The following is a 15,895-nucleotide window of genomic DNA, read 5'->3' as shown; positions in this document are numbered from 1 at the left end:
CATGCTGGCGGAGCGTTATCTGCCGCCTCTCAATGCAAGGCCGCAACGCAGTCATCGAGCCAAAAATTACAGCATAAAACCTCAGCGCTGGCGCGGTTTGCCCCGCGCCCCGCGCCCCGCCAAATAATTTTGCCACCAGCCGCCCCGTATTCCCCAGAACAACGGCCAGACGGTGCCAAAGGCAGATACGTCACGCACTATTCAAATGAATAGGGTTAGTTTTAAATTGGTGTGTCATCTTAGCTTTCCACAGCGGGTAGCGGCGGGGTGGTCGTGAGCGAGGCCGAAGGCAGGTTTCTGGACGCGCTTTATCAAGGGGTTTCCGATAGTGGCCAACTCACTCTCGCGCTGGAGTTGATCCAGAACATGTTCGGTTGCCGTAGTGCCGTCCTGGTGATGGTCGACGCACGCGATCCGACGGCGAATTTTGTCGAGACATCAGGCACGCTGCATCAGAGCTTGCAGCTTTATGTCGAGAAATATGCCCAGATCGATCCCGCGCCGGCCCGCTTTCTCGCTCTGCCTGCCGGCCAGGCCATGACCACCAACCGGATGTTCACGCCCGAAGAGCGTGCCGTCGATCCCTTTTATAACGAGTTCTTCAAACCGATCGGCCTGATCGAGACGCTCGGCGGACCGCTCTATTCCAACGACGGCAACTTCGCGATGATCGCGCTGATGCGTGGCGATGATCGTGCGCCCTTCAACGAGCAGGAAGTGGCGCACCTCGAGCAACTCATGCCGCACATCACCCGTGCGCTGCAATTGCGCCGCACGTTCTTTCGGATCGATTCAAGAAATGTCGGATTGCAGGCAACGCTTGACCGCCTTCAGGCTGGACTCGTCCTGCTGGCGGCTGACGGAGAGGTGCTGTTCGTCAACGCGGCAATGCAGGCTCTCGCTCAGCAAAATGATGGCTTCATATTCGGCCGCAGGGGCCAACCCCTGGTGACCAATACAGAGGCGCGTCGCCGGTTCGATGCGCTTTTGATCAATGTCGGTGGCGGCGGTTCCGGCGGCGTGGTTGCCGTGCCTCGTAACGAGGGGCGGGACTATGCTGTCCTGGTCGCGCCTTCCCCGGCGTCATCCGCGCAATCCGACTGGGAGCGCGGCGGGCCTCGCGGCGCGATCGTGGTCGTACACGATCCGGACTCCGGATCTGCCAATACGTCCGAAATCCTGGAGCAGGGGCTCGGGCTGTCGAAGGGAGCCGCGCGGCTGGTCGCGGCTTTGGCGGCTGATCACGATCTCAAGACCTTTGCCGAAAGCGAGGGCGTCACAATTCACACGGCGCGATTCCATCTGCGGAGTGCGCTGTCGCGGACTGGAGCCAGGACACAGGCGGAGGTGGTGCGGATCGCAGTTCGCTTGTTGCGGGATTTCGCGTTGGCTGAACCCAATCCCGCATCACCAGCGTCATAATCCATCAGCCAAGGAAAAAGGCCGCCCGGTGGGCGGCCTTTCGCATTTCTGTAATCCGTCGCTGAAGGTATCAGCGCGAATAGAATTCGATGATGAGGTGCGGCTCCATCTGAACCGGGAACGGCACTTCCGAGAGGCCCGGAACGCGCGCGACCTTGGCGGTCTGCTTGCCGTGATCGACTTCGAGATAGTCGGGGGTGTCCCGCTCCGGAAGCTGGTTGGCTTCAAGTACGAAGGCAAGCTGCTTGGACGCTTCCTTGATCTCGATGACGTCGCCGACCTTGACCTTGTAGCTGGCGATGTTGACGCGCTTGCCGTTCACCTTGATGTGGCCGTGGTTGATGAACTGGCGGGCAGCGAACATGGTGGCCACGAACTTTGCGCGGTACACCACGGTGTCGAGGCGGCGCTCCAGCAGGCCGATCAGGTTCTCACCCGAGTCGCCCTTCAGGCGGCTGGCTTCGACGTAGATCGCGTGGAACTGACGCTCGGAAATGTTGGCGTAATAGCCCTTGAGCTTCTGCTTGGCGCGGAGCTGCGTGCCGAAGTCGGAGAGCTTGCCCTTGCGTCGCTGGCCGTGCTGGCCGGGGCCGTATTCGCGCTTGTTGACGGGGCTCTTCGGGCGACCCCAGATGTTCTGGCCCATACGGCGATCGATTTTATACTTCGCCTCACTACGCTTAGTCATCGCGTCCTCTTTCGTGTTTGCGCATGATCTGGTCCGAAAACCGGTGTCCACTTTTCGGGATCATGCGTGTTTGGTTTTGAGGATCGCGCCCTCCTGTGCAGCGGGTGTTATCCCGGTGCTGACAGGTCCGCCTCATAAGCTTGATGGGGAGGACCACGGGTCGCGAAACGCAACGCGGGCCGAAACCGGCCCGCGAGCAACGTGTTCATAGGTAGAAAAGGCCGATAAGTCAAACAGTTCGGCTATTTTGCCGGGGCTGGAGAGGCCAGCGGCTTGGTCTTGTCCACCACGTAAACTCCCAGCACTTTCATAGGCTTATCGCCATGAACAGCGGCATCATGCACCGCCCCCGCCGGGATCTGGTAAGATTCTCCGGCTTTCAGCGTCTTATCGGGCTGCCCGTCGATGGACAGGACCAGTTCACCTTCCAGGACATACCCCGTTTCGGCGCCCGGATGGGTGTGGCGTCCGGCCCTCGTCCCCGGAGCAAGTTCGGCAAGGCCGGTGATCGTATTGTAGCCCTCTGGAAAGGCGATGGTCTGGAGCGGAGTCCGCTTGATGCCCGCGGGCGGCTGCTGGGCGAGGGCCGCGCCAATGCCGGCGAGCGCGAGAACAGAAACGCAAAGCACTGTCTTCTTGAGCATGTGTATCTCCCTTTCACTGTTCTCTTTCGGAACAGATCGCGCGGGAGGCTATCAGCCGAATGATACCGGCGGAAGGGCGGTTCTCAGCTCACGAGGCTGGCGCCGAAGAACGGCATGAGAGCTTTGGCAAGAACCGGCGAGGGTGCATGTCCCGACGTGAAGAGGATACGCGCACCGGGCGCTTCACCAGCGCCGTTCGCGGGGCCGAGCAGGTCGCTGACCCGCCGCGCGATAGCGGGTGCGGGGTCGATCCAGTCCACGCCCCATGGCGCCAGCGCAAGCATCTGATCGATCAGCAGAGGATAGTGCGTGCAGGCCAGCACTATGGTGTCGGTTCGCGCATCGCCATTGAGGAAGCAAGGCGCGATCTCGGCAGCGATGGCGTCGTCGCTGACGCGCTCGCCGCGCAGCGCTGCTTCAGCGAGGCTCGCGAGATTTTCCGCGCCGACCAGCGTCACATCGCAACCCTGAGCGAAGTCCGCGATCAGTTTCTTGGTGTATTCGCGTTTCACGGTGCCGCGCGTGCCGAGTACGGACACGCGCTTTGTTTTTGAAGACGCGCAGGCTGGCTTGATGGCGGGAACCGTGCCGACGAACGGCACGCTGTATGCCTCGCGCAGATGCGTCATCACCAGCGTGGAGGCCGTGTTGCAGGCGATGACGACAAGGTCGGGCTTGTGCTCGGCGATCAGGTCGCCGGCCAGCGGCACGACACGGGCGACGATCTCATCCTCGGTGTGCTGGCCGTAGGGGAAATAGGCATCGTCCGCGACATAGACATAACGCGCGCCCGGCCGCAGTTTCACGATCTCGCGGAACACGGTGAGACCGCCGAGGCCGGAGTCGAAAACAAGGATCGTGGGCACGTGGGACACAAAGGACATGATAGCCGATCTGCGGTTACCACTTTGTTGTAATTGAGGGGCTAGTGGTCCGATTCTAACATTCGCCTAGCGTTCCAGCAGGCATTTCCTGCGAATGTTAGAATCGAAAGACCACTAGCAAATATAGGTTTTTAGTGGAGTTTGGATTTGACATTCGCTTTACGGGCTCGTTGCTGGCAGGGGAGCGAATGTCAAATCCACTCCACTATCACACCGGCTGAAGAGGGCGGTGTGGCCCCTCCGGCAGCACGACCCGGACCGCATCGCCGGGGCGAACGTCTCCGCCAGTCAGCACGATGCTCATGACCCCGGCCTTGCGGATCAGGTTGCCATCGGCGTCCTTGTCCAGAGTCGCCGCCATCAGGCCTTGCTGGAAGCGGTCGATCTGGATGCAGGGATTGCGCAGGCCAGTGACCTCGACCACGGCGCTGCCACCGAGGTGCAGCCGCGTGCCGGTTGGCAGCGCGAGCAGGTCGATGCCGCGGGTGGTGACATTCTCGCCCATCTCGCCGGGGCGGACGATGAAGCTTTTCGGAGCGAGTTCGTCGAACAGCTCTTCGTGGATCAGATGGACCTGACGCAGATTCGGCAGCGTCGGGTCCTTCGCGACACGCGAGCGGTGTTTCACCGTCTCGCCCATATGTGCGTCCCCGTCGACGCCGAGCCCCTTCAAAAGGCGGATGCTCAGTGAGTTCGTCTTGCTGAAATGATGGCCTTTGCGAAGGCTTACCGCGGTGACGGCACCCATCGTCTCAGGACGCTTCTTTAATAGTGGGGATGATTTTATCCGAAAACCGGTGTCCACTTTTCGGAATCATGCCCCGAAGACCCGCTTGAAGATCGTATCGACGTGCTTGAAGTGATACGCGAGATCAAATTGCTCCTCGATCTCCTTGTCCGACAGATATTTCTTCACGTCGGCATCCTTCTTCAGAAGTGACTGGAAGTCGCCTTCGCCGCGCCAGACCGGCATCGCGTTGCGCTGGACCAGCCTGTAGGCATCCTCGCGCGATGCGCCCTTTTGCGTCAGCGCGATCAGCAGCCGCTGCGAATGGACGAGGCCGCCGAGGCGATCGAGGTTCTTCTGCATGTTGGCCGGATAGACCAGCAGCTTTTCGACGACGCCAGCGAGGCGGTTGAGTGCGAAGTCCAGCGTCACCGTCGCGTCGGGGCCGATCATGCGCTCGACCGAGGAATGCGAGATGTCGCGCTCGTGCCAGAGAACCACGTTTTCCAGCGCGGGCGTCACGGCGGAACGGACGATGCGTGCAAGGCCGGTGAGGTTTTCGGTCAGCACCGGATTGCGCTTGTGCGGCATCGCCGACGAGCCCTTCTGGCCTTCGGAGAAGAATTCTTCGGCTTCCAGCACTTCGGTGCGCTGCATGTGGCGGATCTCGGTGGCAAGGCGTTCGACCGAAGAGGCGACGACACCGAGGGTTGCAAAGAACATCGCGTGGCGGTCGCGCGGGATCACCTGCGTCGAGATCGGCTCGACCGAGAGGCCCATGGCCTTGGCGACATGGGCTTCGACGCGGGGATCGATCTGGGCGAAGGTGCCAACGGCGCCGGAAATGGCGCAGGTCGCGATCTCCTTGCGCGCGGCGATGAGGCGTTCCTTCGCGCGGGTGAATTCCGCATAGGCATAGGCGAGCTTGAGGCCGAAGGTGACCGGCTCGGCGTGAATGCCATGAGAGCGGCCGATGGTCGGAGTCATCTTGTGCTCGAAAGCGCGGGTCTTGAGCGCGACGAGTACCTTGTCGGTATCGGCGATCAGGATGTCGGCGGCGCGCGCGAGCTGCACATTGAGGCAGGTGTCGAGCACGTCCGACGAGGTCATACCCTGATGCACAAAGCGTGCTTCGGGTCCGACGATTTCGGCCAGATGCGTCAGGAAGGCGATGACGTCGTGTTTGGTTTCGCGCTCGATCTCGTCGATGCGCTCGACATTGAAGATCGCGTCCTTGGCCCTGGCCCAGATGGTTTTGGCGGCTTCCTTCGGAATGACGCCCAGCTCGGCCAGCGCATCAGCGGCATGCGCCTCGATCTCGAACCAGATCTTGAAACGCGTCTGTGGCTCCCAAATGGAGACCATTTCGGGGCGGGAATAACGGGGAATCATCGCGAACTCTTGAGCTTGGGGATTACGCCGCGCTTTAGCAGATCGTATCCCGCGAGGCCACCCTTGAGGTGCGTTTCTGCGCGGAGAATCGGGCCTTTTTGGCCTAAATCGCTTCGCCGCGCGCGTGGGCGGCTGCGCTGCGGATCGCGGCGATGTTGGCCTTGTAGCTGTCCATCGTGCCGCCCTTGAAAACAGCAGACCCGGCGACCAGAGCGTTGGCCCCGGCGGCGGCGACCTTGGCGGCGTTGTCTGCCGTCACGCCGCCATCGACTTCGATGTCGATGGGGCGCCCGGCGCACATCGCACGGACCTGCGAGATCTTTTCCAGCACGGCGGGAATGAACGACTGGCCGCCAAAGCCGGGATTGACCGACATCACCAGCACGAGATCGATCATGTCGATCACATACTCGATGGCGCTAGCGGGTGTCGCCGGATTGAGCGACACGCCGGCCTTCTTGCCGAGCGCGCGGATCGCCTGCAACGAGCGATGCAGATGCGGACCGGCTTCGGCATGCACGGTGATGATGTCCGAACCGGCCTTGGCGAAGGCCTCGAGATAGGGATCGCACGGTGCGATCATCAGATGCGTGTCGAAGATCTTCTTCGAGTGCGGGCGCATCGCCTTGATGACGTCGGGACCGTAGGAAATGTTCGGAACGAAGTGGCCGTCCATCACGTCGAGATGAATCCAGTCGGCACCGGCCTGATCGACGGAACGGACTTCTTCGCCGAGCCTGGAGAAGTCCGACGCCAGGATCGACGGCGCGATGACCAGCGGACGAGGTGCGAAGGGTTGGGACATGATGGCTTCCGGTGTTGCCCTTGGCGCAGTGAGGATCAGGCGTTCCAGCGATGGTCTTGGTTTCGCCTAACACGCCGCCTGCGCGCGGGCAACGCGAGGCGGGGGACTTACACAGGAACCGCGCTCGAACCGGCAAATCCTGCCCGCAGCGGCAGAAATTGCCCTGCTGGACATCCCATTCTGCGGCGAAAATCATCGTATTTATTGGGGTTTCCGCTGCGGCACGGCAATTGCTGGGTACCTGGCGGGATGATCTGGGCCGCCGTTAGCGGCTTTGGGGAGTATCGCGATGTTTTTTGCCGCTGGTGCCGTTGGAGCTGCCGCTGCCGCCGCAGGCACGGCCCTGGATTTGCTGTCATCGCTGACGCCTGGCAAATCGGGTTCGACGACGGGCGTCAAACAGACGAATTCGCTGTTCGATTTGGGCTCGGCCACCAGTGCGACGAATACGTCGATCATCACTTCAAGCAGCCCAACGCAGACCGGAGCCCTGTCTCCCTCGACATTCAATGCGCTGCTGTCGGCACAGGATTCAAATGGCAAAGCCAGCCCGTCGGCTGCGTTGAAGGATTTGTTCACTCAGATCGACACCAACGGCGACGGCAAGATCACCAAAGCCGAATTCGAGGACAAGCTCGGCGCGGGCGGCACCAACGTCGCAGCCGCTGACAATGTCTTCAGCAAGATGGATGCCGACGGCGATGGCTCGGTCAGCCTCGACGAGATGGCGGCCGCCCTGAAGGGCAAGGGCCGAGGTCATTCCCATGCGCATCAGGCCGGCGATGGCGCCGATGCACTGATGCAGGCTCTGCAAGGCGCTTCAAGCTCTTCGACAACGAACAGCGACGGATCGATCACCACCACGCTGACCTATGCCGACGGATCGAAGATCACGATCAGCCAGCCTGCGGCTTCCAGCACGTCGGGCAGCGCTTCGTCGCAATACAATCTCGTCGAGCGGATGGTGCAGCGTCAGACCGACTCTCTTGCGGCCGCGGCGAGGCAGTCCATCTCCGTCAAGGTTTGACGGTAGCAAATACCGTCTGCATCGGTAGCAACACGCACAAAAGCGCGATTTTCATCAGTCGCTAACCACGCCGGATCGCTAATCGCACCCACGCGATATTCTTGCGGGGTGAGCATTGTGCTGAGACTGATGGTGTGGGCTGGCGTTATCTGTCTCGTTGCAAGCACTTCACATGCCGAGGACGACTTCGTTGCGTCGCTTCGTCTGCGCGGTGGTTTCGACAGCAACCCACAATTCTCGACCGGCAGCGGGATCGGCGGTAGCGCCTTCATCGGAACGGACACCGCGCTTGCTGCCGGCACCAAGGAGAAAGAGCATAGCTACGGCGTCGCCGCGGAAGCGAGCACCACGCAATATGCCAATCCGCTGGCGGTGCCTGCGTTGAACGGAAAGGTCATCCTGCGCGGGACATACGGCGGTGACGATGCCAACATCGCGGCCACCACGACCATCGCCGACACCAGCACCTACAATCTCCGCTCGTCCGACCTCGTGCAGTCGCTCAAGGGCGAGGCAAAATTTGGTGCAATCAAGATTTTCTTGACCACCGAAGGCGCGCGCTCGACGCTGAACCAGACCAACGCGATCTTCCAGGATTTTTTGCCGAGCCCACAGGTCTATCTGCGGGGCACCCTGATCCCAGGCCTTGCCTATGCGCGTGACAAGTTCGAGATCGGCGCGTCGGTCAACCTGTCGGTGCGCCGTTATCAGAAGGAATTGGACGACTTCGGCTATCGCCGCGACAATGAGCGCGTCCAGCCGTTCCTGTTCGCCAGATACCAGGACAAGGACATCACGGTGTTCGGTTCGATCTCGCAGTTATACGCCACGTTTCACGACGTCGACTTCACCAACGTCAACACGACCCTGTTCGATGCGAGCCTGTCCTGGCGTATTGCGCCGTTTACGATCGATCTTGCCGCCTATCGCCGCGCCAGCGAGACCACATTCCCGATCTCGCCGATTACAATCGATACGGCCTATACGGCGAAGGCGAGCTGGCTGGTCGAGCCCAAGCTGACGCTCACAGCGGCGGTCGGTTACGCCACTACGGATTATCTGGATTCGCGCTTCAGTGCGCGGACGCTGACCTATGGCATCGGAGCCTCGCACAATCTCGGAAACGGCTATGCCGTCGGTCTGGATCTCACGCGGGCGCAAGGAACGTTGATTTCGGGGGAGCAAGCCAACGCGATCGTCATCAGTTCATCGCTGACGAAGAAGTTTTCGCCTTTCGCAAAAGACGAGAAGAAAGAAGCATTGAGAGATAAGCCGGCTGTGACCAGGAGCTAGGTGGCAGCCTGACCCTACAGGGGGGATGCAGGACCAGGCTGCCGCGCGAATGAGGCTTGGGATGAGGGGAACTCATTCGCGGTCTTGCAGTGGCTTACACGTCAGTGCCCGCAGCCGCAGCCGCCTCCGAGCAGACCGCCAAGGGCGCCGCCCTTGCCGAGCACGGCGCCGAGGACCCCGCCTTTGCCGGTGGTGACCGCGGCGTTGACGACGAGAGCGCCCCGGCCATCAAGCAGGCCGAGGACACCGCCCTTCCCGGTAAGCACATTCGCTCCGACGTTCAGGCCTTTGCCACCGCCGCCGCCTCCGGCGAGGGCGGGAGCACTGATGAACGCCGTCGCGACAACGGCCAGGCACAGCATTTTCTTCATGACGTTTTCTCCACTGTTACATGCACGACGTTATGCACGCCGCGGACCGTATTGCGGAGAATGCCGGCTGCAATCGAAAGGGAAAGATAACCTTAAACGGCAGGGGTTTTCTGCATTTTGCGACAGCATGATGCGTGTCTACTTACGGACAAATACGTAAGCGGCAGCACGGCAAAATCTGTCACTGTTTCTCAAACCGCATTTTCCACGACGGCAACGCGCCAGCGAACGGCAGCGCTTTCGCTTCGTACACGCCGCGTGCGATGGCGCGCGCGACGACGTTCGCGGCAACCGCACCGAGTTCGGTGAGGCCGTGGAGCGGGTCGATGGCTGTCTCGCCGGTTGCCGCCGCGAACACGATGTCGCCGTCGAGCGGCGCATGTACCGGGTAGATCGCGCGCGCGAATCCGGTCTGCGCGATCATTGCAAGCCGCTGGGCCTGCGGCTTGGAGAGAATGGCGTCGGTAACGACCACGGCCAGCGTGGTGTTTTCGATGGCCGTCGCGGCAGGGCCGCCCTTGAGCCGCATCGCGAGCATGTCCGCGGTGAACGCGGGCGGCAGGCCACGTCCGCCGAATTCATTGTTCTGTTCGAAAGGCGCGGCCCAGAACCACGGTCCATCGCCGACATTGACGCTGCCGACGGCGTTGACCGAAGCGATGGCCGCGACGCGCACACCGTTTGTCATCACGGCGGAAGCTGAGCCAAGTCCGCCTTTGAAATTGGCGGTGGTCGCGCCAAATCCCGCGCCGACGCTGCCGAGCGCGAACGCGCCATCGGTTGCCGCGGCTGCCGCCGTGTAACCGAGATCGCGATAGGGCGGGAAGCGGCCCCATTTCTTGTCGCCGCCGTTCAGCATGTCGAACATCACAGCGCCGGGGACGATGGGAATGAGGGCGTTGCCCACGGCAAAGCCTCGCCCTTGCTCTGCCAGCCACGCCTGCACGCCGCCGCCAGCCTCTAACCCAAAGGCGGAGCCTCCCGAGAGCGCGATTGCATCGATGCGTTCGACCGTATTGACGGGTTCAAGCAAAGCGCCATCCCGGATTCCCGGTCCGCCACCGCGAACATCGGCGGAAGTGACGGCGGCCTTGTCGAAGATCACTGCGGTCACACCGGATGCGACCGTTGCATCGTGGGCGTGGCCGACGCGGACGCCGGGGATGTCGGTCAGCAGGTTCTTCATATCTCTTCTCTTTCCGGTCACATCCCGATCACAACACGCGGAAGCGTCGGACTGGCGCTTGCATAGCACATGGACGACAGTGCAATAAGCGGCATGATCCAGGACGTTTCCATTCCCGCCGCGCTCGCCGCCGGTGTCATCAGCTTTCTCTCGCCATGCGTGCTGCCGCTGGTGCCCCCGTATCTGATCTATCTGACGGGCGCGACCATCGAGCATGTCGCCAACGACGAGGAGCAGACGGCTTCGAAGCGGGCAGTGATGCTGTCGGCGCTGATCTTCGTGCTTGGGTTTTCGACGGTGTTCGTCGCGCTCGGCGCCAGCGCCAGCCTGATCGGCGGCCTGATCCGGGCCTGGTCAGCGCAACTGTCGATCATTGCGGGCATCGCAATCATTCTGATGGGGCTGCATTTTCTGGGCCTGACGCGGATCGGATTTTTGATGCGCGAGGGGCGTCTGCCGATTCCCGAGCCGGTCGGACTATGGGGGGCCTATGTGATGGGGCTCGCCTTCGCGTTTGGCTGGACACCATGCATCGGGCCGATACTCGCGGCAATTCTATCGGTCGCGGCGTCGGAAACCACGGTCACGAAGGGGGCAGGGCTGCTCGCGGTCTACTCCGCCGGCCTCGGCATTCCGTTCCTGGTCGCGGCATTCATGGTTGAGCAATTTTCGTCAGTACTCGCACGGATGAAAAAACACCTCGCGACGGTGGAACGTACAATGGGCGTGCTGATGATCCTGGTGGGAATCGGATTTCTCACCGGCGCGGTCTCGGATGTCAGCATCTGGCTGCTGGAGACATTCCCGGCGTTGCAGAATTTCGGGTGATCGCAAACTTAAAGGTTGTGCCCGGGTCTGTCCCGGGCATCCCGATAAGTCAGGTATGGTACTCAATCAGCCGAGATCACCGGGACAAGCCCGGTGATGACAACTGAACCAAGGCAGTTGTGCCTTACGATCCCTTGTTCAACTCGGCGTAGTTACCCTTGGAATCCCATTTGTAGACGACGTAGTCGAGCAGCTTGATGTCGCCCTTGGCATCGAACGACAGCTTGCCCAGCACGGTGTCCCACTCGCCGCCCTTGATGGCCTCGATGACCTTCTTCGGATCGGTGCTCTTGATCTTGTTCACGGCCTGCGACCAGACCTGGAACGAGGCGTAGGTGTAAAGCGTGTAGCCTTCAGGATCGATGCCCTTCGACTTGAACTTCTCGACGATGGCCTTCGCGGTCGGCTTGTTGCGCGGATCGGGACCGAAGGTGAACAGCGTGCCATCCGCGGCGGCGCCAGTGATCGAGGCGAATTCCTTGTCGTTCATGGCATCGCCGGCCATCAGGATCGTCTTCAAGCCCTGATCGCGCATCTGGCGCAGGATTAGGCCGGCTTCCTGATGATAGCCGCCGACATAGACCAGATCGATGTTGTCGCGCTTCAGGCGCGAGACGATGGAGTTAAAGTCCTTGTCACCCTTGTTGTAGGACTCGAACAGCTTCTCCTTGAATCCTGCGGCGTTCAGGGCCTTCTTGGTCTCATCCGCAAGACCCTTTCCGTAAGTGGTCTTGTCGTTGAGGATGGCGACGTTCTTACCAGCAAAAGCCTTGATGATGTATTGCGCGGCGACAAGACCCTGCTGGTCGTCACGGCCGCAGACGCGGAGCACATTCCACAGCTTGCGTTCGGTGAACACCGGATTTGTCGAGGCTGGTGTGATCTGCAACACGTTGCCTTCGGCATAGGCTTCCGATGCCGGGATCGACGACGATGAACAGAAGTGACCGGCGACGAACTGGATTTTCGAGCTCGCAAGCTTTTCGGCCACCGAACGTGCCTGCTTGGGGTCACATGCGTCGTCACCGATTTGCAGGGCCAGCTTCTTGCCGTTGACACCGCCCGCGGCATTGAGATCGGCTACGGCAAGATCCGCGCCGTTCTTCATCTGGCGGCCGAACGCGGACTCGCTGCCCGTCATCGGGCCGGCGACGGCGACGGAAATGTCTTGCGCAAACGCAGCAGTCGACATGGCAATCGACGCGCCGAGTGCGAGGCCAAGGATGTGGATCGGTTTCATAGGACAGTCCTCATGAAGGTCTCGAAGGAGCGTGGCCAGTCGGCCCGCCGGGCGAACAAATCCCGCGCATTGTCGGCTGATTTTACCGCCAAGTCATCGGCAATTTTCGCGCTTGCTCAGGGGGTGGATGGCGCATCTTGCCGCAGCCGCCAGCCGAGGAGGCCGCTCGGTTCGTACAGCCAGTAATATTGCCGGACCATTTGCAAGGTGCGTGTTCGCTGGAACGCCAGGCACGAGACAACCATAAGGATGGCAGTTTCGAGCAGATAGGTTTGCGGCTGCCACAGGACTTCGTTGAACAGCGCGAAATGCACGAAACGCACCGCCAGTCCCATCGGAATCATGGCAATGGCCGCAATCCAGATGCTTCGCCACGTCAGCGCAATCGCGCGGCCGGCGAGCAGGGCGCAGCCGCCGCCGAGTACCAGGCTGATGAACAGCACCTGAAAAACGGATTCGTTGGAATAAAACTGCTGCATCAGCGCCGCCCACCTTCAAGATAAGCTGCCCTGATCTCCGGCCGTGCCAGCAGTTCCTCACCGGTTCCGCTGAGCGTGATGAGGCCGTTGACCATCACGTAGCCGCGGGTCGCCAGTTTTAGTGCGTGATTGGCGTTCTGCTCGACGATCAGAACGGTCAGGCCGTCCTGACGGTTCAGCGTGCGGACGGCGTCGAATATCTGCCGTGCGATCAGCGGAGCGAGGCCGAGCGATGGTTCATCGAGCATCAGCAGGCGTGGACGGCTCATCAGCGCGCGGCCGATCGCCAGCATCTGCTGCTCGCCGCCGGACAACGTGCCGCCGCGTTGCTCAATGCGTTCCTTGAGGCGCGGAAACAGCGCAAAGACACGTTCAAGATTTTCGCTGCGCTCGGCTTCGGTACTCTCCGCGGCGGCATCCGCGCCCATGCGCAGGTTTTCCGCGACCGTCATGCGCGGGAAGATGCGCCGTCCCTCGGGGGACTGCGCGATGCGCAGCCGCGCGATATGATGGGTCGGCTCAAAGGTGATGTCCCGGCCGTCGAATTCGATGGTGCCGGCGCGGGCGCGGGGTCGGCCGAACACCGACATCATCAGTGTGGACTTGCCGGCGCCGTTGGCGCCGATCAGTGCCACGATCTCGCCGGCATTGATGTCGAGGTCGACGCCCTTCAGTGCCTCGATATTGCCGTAGGCCGCGACGAGACCGCGAATGGAAAGGAGTGGCGCACTCATGTTCCGCCATCCATGACTTCAATTGCGGTCTTTTCGTCCGCGCCGAGATACGCGGCGATGACCTTCGGATCGTCGCGGATTTCGCGCGGGGTGCCGGCAGCGATCTTGATGCCGTGGTCGAGTACGAAGATGCAGTCGGAGATTTCCATCACCACCGACATGTCGTGTTCGATCAGCAGGATCGAGGTGCCGTGATCCTTGCGGATCGCGCGGAGCAGTTCGCTCAATTCGTCGCTCTCGTGTGCATTCAGCCCAGCGGCGGGCTCGTCGAGACAGAGGAGCGCCGGTTCGGAGCACATGGCCCGCGCGATCTCGAGCCGGCGCTGGTCGCCATAGGGCAGATTGCCAGCGGCGTCGTCGGCACGAGAGGTCAGGCCGATGCGGTCGAGCCAATAGCGCGAGAGATCGATGGCCTTGTTCTCGGCGCGGCGAAAACCCGGCGCGCCGACAAGACCGAGAAATGTGTAGCCCGATGCCAGCATCAGCGGGTTGTGCTGCGCCACCATCAGATTTTCCAGCGCGGTCATGCCCGCGAACAGCCGGATGTTCTGGAACGTGCGAGCGACCTTCGCGACCTTGGAAATGCGATAGTCGAATAGCCGCTCCAGCAGGAATTCGCGGCGGTCTTCATGAATGAGACGCATCATGCCGGTGGTCGGCTTGTAGAACCCGGTGATGCAGTTGAATACGGTCGTCTTGCCGGCGCCGTTCGGGCCGATCAGCGCGGTGATGTCGCCGCGCTTCGCGGTGAACGACAGATCGTTGACGGCAACGATACCGCCGAAGCGCATCGACAGGTGATCGACGTGAAGAATGTTGTCGCCAGTTCCCGTCATCAGCCGTGGCCTTCCTTGACCATGGAGGATGAGATTTGCGTCGGCTTTTCCAGAAATACCGAGGGCGCGCGATGGCCGATCAGGCCGCGCGGACGCCAGATCATCAGCAACACCATGGCCGAGCCGAACACCAGCATGCGGAACTGTTCCAGTCCTCTGAACAGTTCAAAACCGCCGATCATTGCAAGCGCGGCGAGGGCGACGCCGAGCTGTGACCCCATGCCGCCGAGTACGACAATGGCGAGCACGAGCGCGGATTCGTGAAATGTGAACGATTCGGGGCTGATGAAGCCCTGACGTGTGGCGAAGAATGCGCCGGCAAAGCCGCCGAACATCGCGCCGGTCGCGAAGGCCGTCAGCTTCGTCGTCGTGGTGTTGATGCCGAGCGAACGGCACGCGACTTCGTCTTCGCGCAGCGCTTCCCATGCGCGCCCGATCGGCAGGCGGCGCAGGCGGATGGTGACCCAGTTGGTCAGCAGCGCGAGTGCGAGGATCAGATAGAACAGGAACACCACGCGATGCGTGGTGGAGAATTCGATGCCGAGCCGGGCGGCGAGCCCGTCGTCGGTGTTGGTCAGCGGAATACCGAAGAACGAGGGGCGCGGAATGCCGGTGATGCCGTTCGGGCCGCCAGTGACATGCTGCCAGTTGAGCAAGATGAGGCGGATGATCTCGCCGAAAGCGAGCGTTACGATGGCCAGATAATCGCCGCGCAGCCGCAGTACCGGGAAACCGAGCAGCACGCCCCAGAATGCGGCAAGAATACCCGCCAGCGGCAGGCAGGCCCAGAATGACAGGCCGAAGGTCGTCGCCAGCAGCGCGTAGGAATAGGCGCCGACAGCATAGAACGCGACGTAGCCGAGATCGAGCAGGCCGGCGAGACCTACGACGATGTTCAGGCCCCATCCCAGCATGACGTAGGTCAGTACGAGAATGCCGAGGTCGAGGATGTAGCGCTGGTCGTAAAAGATCACCGGCACCAGCACGGCGAAAACGAGAAGCGCCGGAGCGAGGAAGCGGCCAAGGGTATTGATCGAACTTTTGGCGGACTCTGGAATCAGCGCGATGCTTTTGGATGGGCCGATCCACTGTCGCAGCAACTCGACGACGATGCTTCCGAAAAATACCGCGGCCACGAGCGCTGCGAGATCGCCGAACCGCGTCCAGTAGATCAACTGTCCTTCCGGTCCGGCCTCGGTGCGGATGCCGATCATCAGTGAAAACAGAACCAGCGCCACAAGGGCGCTGATGAGGGATTTTTTCAGAATGAAAGCGATGCCGTGCGGAGCCGCGGCGGCTTTGGGCGCGCGGGCGGCGTGATTGGTCGGGCGCGCCACGC

17 protein-coding genes are annotated in these 15,895 nt (G+C 61.5%); 4 read left to right on the top strand and 13 right to left on the bottom strand.

What is annotated here, in order from left to right:
- The first annotated feature begins 273 nt into the window (after positions 1-273).
- Positions 274-1,422, top strand: coding sequence for a hypothetical protein (locus AC1Q6J_RS06450; RefSeq protein WP_492278488.1), 1,149 nt, complete (start codon positions 274-276; stop codon positions 1,420-1,422).
- Positions 1,423-1,492: 70 nt separating this feature from the next.
- Here AC1Q6J_RS06450 and rpsD read toward each other — a convergent pair whose 3' ends face one another.
- The 6 genes from rpsD to rpe all read right to left on the bottom strand — a co-directional run bounded on the left by rpsD (position 1,493) and on the right by rpe (position 6,562).
- Complete coding sequence (gene rpsD, locus AC1Q6J_RS06445; protein WP_492278487.1) at positions 1,493-2,110, bottom strand: 30S ribosomal protein S4; 618 nt, start codon at positions 2,108-2,110, stop codon at positions 1,493-1,495.
- 242 nt (positions 2,111-2,352) lie between these two features.
- Complete coding sequence (locus AC1Q6J_RS06440) at positions 2,353-2,754, bottom strand: cupin domain-containing protein (protein WP_492278486.1); 402 nt, start codon at positions 2,752-2,754, stop codon at positions 2,353-2,355.
- Between the two features lie 83 nt (positions 2,755-2,837).
- Positions 2,838-3,629, bottom strand: a complete 792-nt coding sequence (murI, locus tag AC1Q6J_RS06435; protein WP_492278610.1) for a glutamate racemase — start codon at positions 3,627-3,629, stop codon at positions 2,838-2,840.
- Positions 3,630-3,846: 217 nt separating this feature from the next.
- On the bottom strand, positions 3,847-4,386 hold the full coding sequence (locus AC1Q6J_RS06430; protein ID WP_492278485.1) for an MOSC domain-containing protein: 540 nt from the start codon (positions 4,384-4,386) through the stop codon (positions 3,847-3,849).
- A 66-nt stretch (positions 4,387-4,452) separates the two neighbouring features.
- On the bottom strand, positions 4,453-5,757 hold the full coding sequence (gene purB / locus AC1Q6J_RS06425) for an adenylosuccinate lyase (RefSeq protein WP_492278484.1): 1,305 nt from the start codon (positions 5,755-5,757) through the stop codon (positions 4,453-4,455).
- A gap of 103 nt (positions 5,758-5,860) precedes the next feature.
- Positions 5,861-6,562: a ribulose-phosphate 3-epimerase gene (rpe, locus tag AC1Q6J_RS06420; RefSeq protein ID WP_492278483.1), complete on the bottom strand. Its 702-nt coding sequence runs from the start codon at positions 6,560-6,562 to the stop codon at positions 5,861-5,863.
- Between the two features lie 289 nt (positions 6,563-6,851).
- On the opposite strand from rpe, the gene AC1Q6J_RS06415 reads away from it, so the two are divergent.
- A complete protein-coding gene (locus AC1Q6J_RS06415) occupies positions 6,852-7,589 on the top strand; it encodes an EF-hand domain-containing protein (protein WP_492278482.1) in 738 nt (245 codons plus the stop codon).
- Positions 7,590-7,718: 129 nt separating this feature from the next.
- Complete coding sequence (locus tag AC1Q6J_RS06410; protein ID WP_492278609.1) at positions 7,719-8,882, top strand: outer membrane beta-barrel protein; 1,164 nt, start codon at positions 7,719-7,721, stop codon at positions 8,880-8,882.
- 101 nt (positions 8,883-8,983) lie between these two features.
- Here the strand turns inward: AC1Q6J_RS06410 and AC1Q6J_RS06405 are convergent, their stop codons facing one another.
- Positions 8,984-9,253 carry a hypothetical protein gene (locus AC1Q6J_RS06405; RefSeq protein WP_024574861.1) on the bottom strand — a complete coding sequence of 90 codons (270 nt, stop codon included), beginning with the start codon at positions 9,251-9,253 and terminating at the stop codon, positions 8,984-8,986.
- 181 nt (positions 9,254-9,434) lie between these two features.
- Positions 9,435-10,439, bottom strand: coding sequence for a P1 family peptidase (locus tag AC1Q6J_RS06400; protein ID WP_492278481.1), 1,005 nt, complete (start codon positions 10,437-10,439; stop codon positions 9,435-9,437).
- Positions 10,440-10,532: 93 nt separating this feature from the next.
- Between AC1Q6J_RS06400 and AC1Q6J_RS06395 the strand changes: the two genes are divergently transcribed.
- Positions 10,533-11,267, top strand: coding sequence for a cytochrome c biogenesis CcdA family protein (locus AC1Q6J_RS06395; protein WP_492278608.1), 735 nt, complete (start codon positions 10,533-10,535; stop codon positions 11,265-11,267).
- A 124-nt stretch (positions 11,268-11,391) separates the two neighbouring features.
- On the opposite strand, the gene AC1Q6J_RS06390 is transcribed toward AC1Q6J_RS06395, so the two are convergent.
- From AC1Q6J_RS06390 to livM, 5 genes are all read right to left on the bottom strand, one after another.
- Positions 11,392-12,507 carry a branched-chain amino acid ABC transporter substrate-binding protein gene (locus AC1Q6J_RS06390; protein ID WP_492278480.1) on the bottom strand — a complete coding sequence of 372 codons (1,116 nt, stop codon included), beginning with the start codon at positions 12,505-12,507 and terminating at the stop codon, positions 11,392-11,394.
- Positions 12,508-12,623: 116 nt separating this feature from the next.
- Complete coding sequence (locus tag AC1Q6J_RS06385; RefSeq protein ID WP_492278479.1) at positions 12,624-12,986, bottom strand: DUF6867 family protein; 363 nt, start codon at positions 12,984-12,986, stop codon at positions 12,624-12,626.
- A complete protein-coding gene (locus tag AC1Q6J_RS06380; protein WP_492278478.1) occupies positions 12,986-13,720 on the bottom strand; it encodes an ABC transporter ATP-binding protein in 735 nt (244 codons plus the stop codon). Before AC1Q6J_RS06380 ends, AC1Q6J_RS06385 begins: the two co-directional genes overlap by 1 nt.
- Positions 13,717-14,556 carry an ABC transporter ATP-binding protein gene (locus tag AC1Q6J_RS06375; RefSeq protein ID WP_492278477.1) on the bottom strand — a complete coding sequence of 280 codons (840 nt, stop codon included), beginning with the start codon at positions 14,554-14,556 and terminating at the stop codon, positions 13,717-13,719. The genes AC1Q6J_RS06380 and AC1Q6J_RS06375 overlap by 4 nt, the downstream gene beginning before the upstream one ends.
- Entirely contained in the window at positions 14,556-15,893 is a 1,338-nt protein-coding gene (gene livM / locus AC1Q6J_RS06370; RefSeq protein ID WP_492278476.1) for a high-affinity branched-chain amino acid ABC transporter permease LivM, read from the bottom strand. Before livM ends, AC1Q6J_RS06375 begins: the two co-directional genes overlap by 1 nt.
- Positions 15,894-15,895 lie beyond the last annotated feature (2 nt).

The organism is Afipia sp. MLSD5-FHT05B12, assembly GCF_058793355.1.
Note: the sequence above shows the minus strand (reverse complement) of the source record. Positions and strands in the feature narration are given on the sequence as shown.